The organism is Shewanella sp. SM71 (assembly GCF_025653905.1).
GTDB lineage: Bacteria > Pseudomonadota > Gammaproteobacteria > Enterobacterales > Shewanellaceae > Shewanella > Shewanella oncorhynchi.
This window is the reverse complement of the sequence record NZ_JAKKRW010000047.1, coordinates 1-1,142: the sequence shown is the minus strand read 5'-3', so window position 1 is coordinate 1,142 and position 1,142 is coordinate 1. Positions and strand designations below refer to the sequence as shown.

Annotated in this window: 1 protein-coding gene; it reads right to left on the bottom strand. The window is 47.5% G+C overall.

The window, feature by feature from the left end; translation table 11 throughout:
• Positions 1–1,142: elongation factor Tu (gene tuf, locus L5L97_RS22760; protein ID WP_263184008.1), on the bottom strand; the 1,142-nt coding region annotated here is incomplete at both ends.

Genomic DNA, 1,142 nt, shown 5'->3' with positions numbered 1-1,142 from the left:
ATGATTTTAGCTACTACACCAGCACCAACTGTACGACCACCTTCACGGATTGCGAAGCGTAAACCTTCGTCCATCGCGATTGGGCAAATCAGAGTCACTACCATTTTGATGTTGTCGCCAGGCATTACCATCTCTACGCCTTCTGGCAGTTCGATAGTACCGGTTACGTCAGTTGTACGGAAGTAGAACTGTGGACGGTAGCCTTTGAAGAATGGAGTGTGACGTCCGCCTTCTTCTTTTGACAGAACGTAAACTTCTGATTCAAAAGTGGTGTGTGGGTTGATTGAACCTGGTTTAGCCAATACTTGACCACGTTCTACGTCATCACGCTTAGTACCACGTAATAACACACCACAGTTCTCACCTGCACGACCTTCGTCAAGCAGTTTACGGAACATTTCTACACCAGTACACGTTGTTTTAGTCGTTGTGCGAACACCAACGATTTCAACTTCGTCACCCACTTTAACAATACCACGCTCAACACGACCAGTAACTACTGTACCACGGCCTGAAATTGAGAATACGTCTTCGATTGGCAGTAGGAACGGCTTATCGATGTCACGTTGTGGTTCTGGAATGTAAGAATCCAGTGCTGCGGCTAATTCAAGGATCTTAGCTTCCCACTCTGGTTGACCTTCTAGGGCCTTCAGAGCTGAACCTTGGATTACTGGTAAATCATCACCTGGGAAATCGTATTCTGACAGAAGTTCACGCACTTCCATTTCAACCAATTCCAGTAACTCTTCGTCATCTACCATGTCACATTTGTTCATGAACACGATGATGAAAGGTACGCCAACCTGACGAGAAAGCAGGATGTGCTCACGAGTCTGTGGCATTGGACCGTCTGTAGAGGCAACTACTAGAATCGCGCCGTCCATCTGTGCAGCACCAGTGATCATGTTTTTAACATAGTCAGCGTGGCCTGGGCAGTCTACGTGTGCGTAGTGACGTGAAGGCGTGTCATATTCGATGTGAGAGGTATTGATCGTAATACCGCGCTCACGCTCTTCTGGAGCGTTATCGATTTGAGAGAAGTCTTTAGCTTCGCCACCGTAGGTCTTAGCCAGTACGTGAGAGATAGCTGCAGTCAGTGTGGTTTTACCATGGTCAACGTGACCAATGGTGCCCACGTTTAC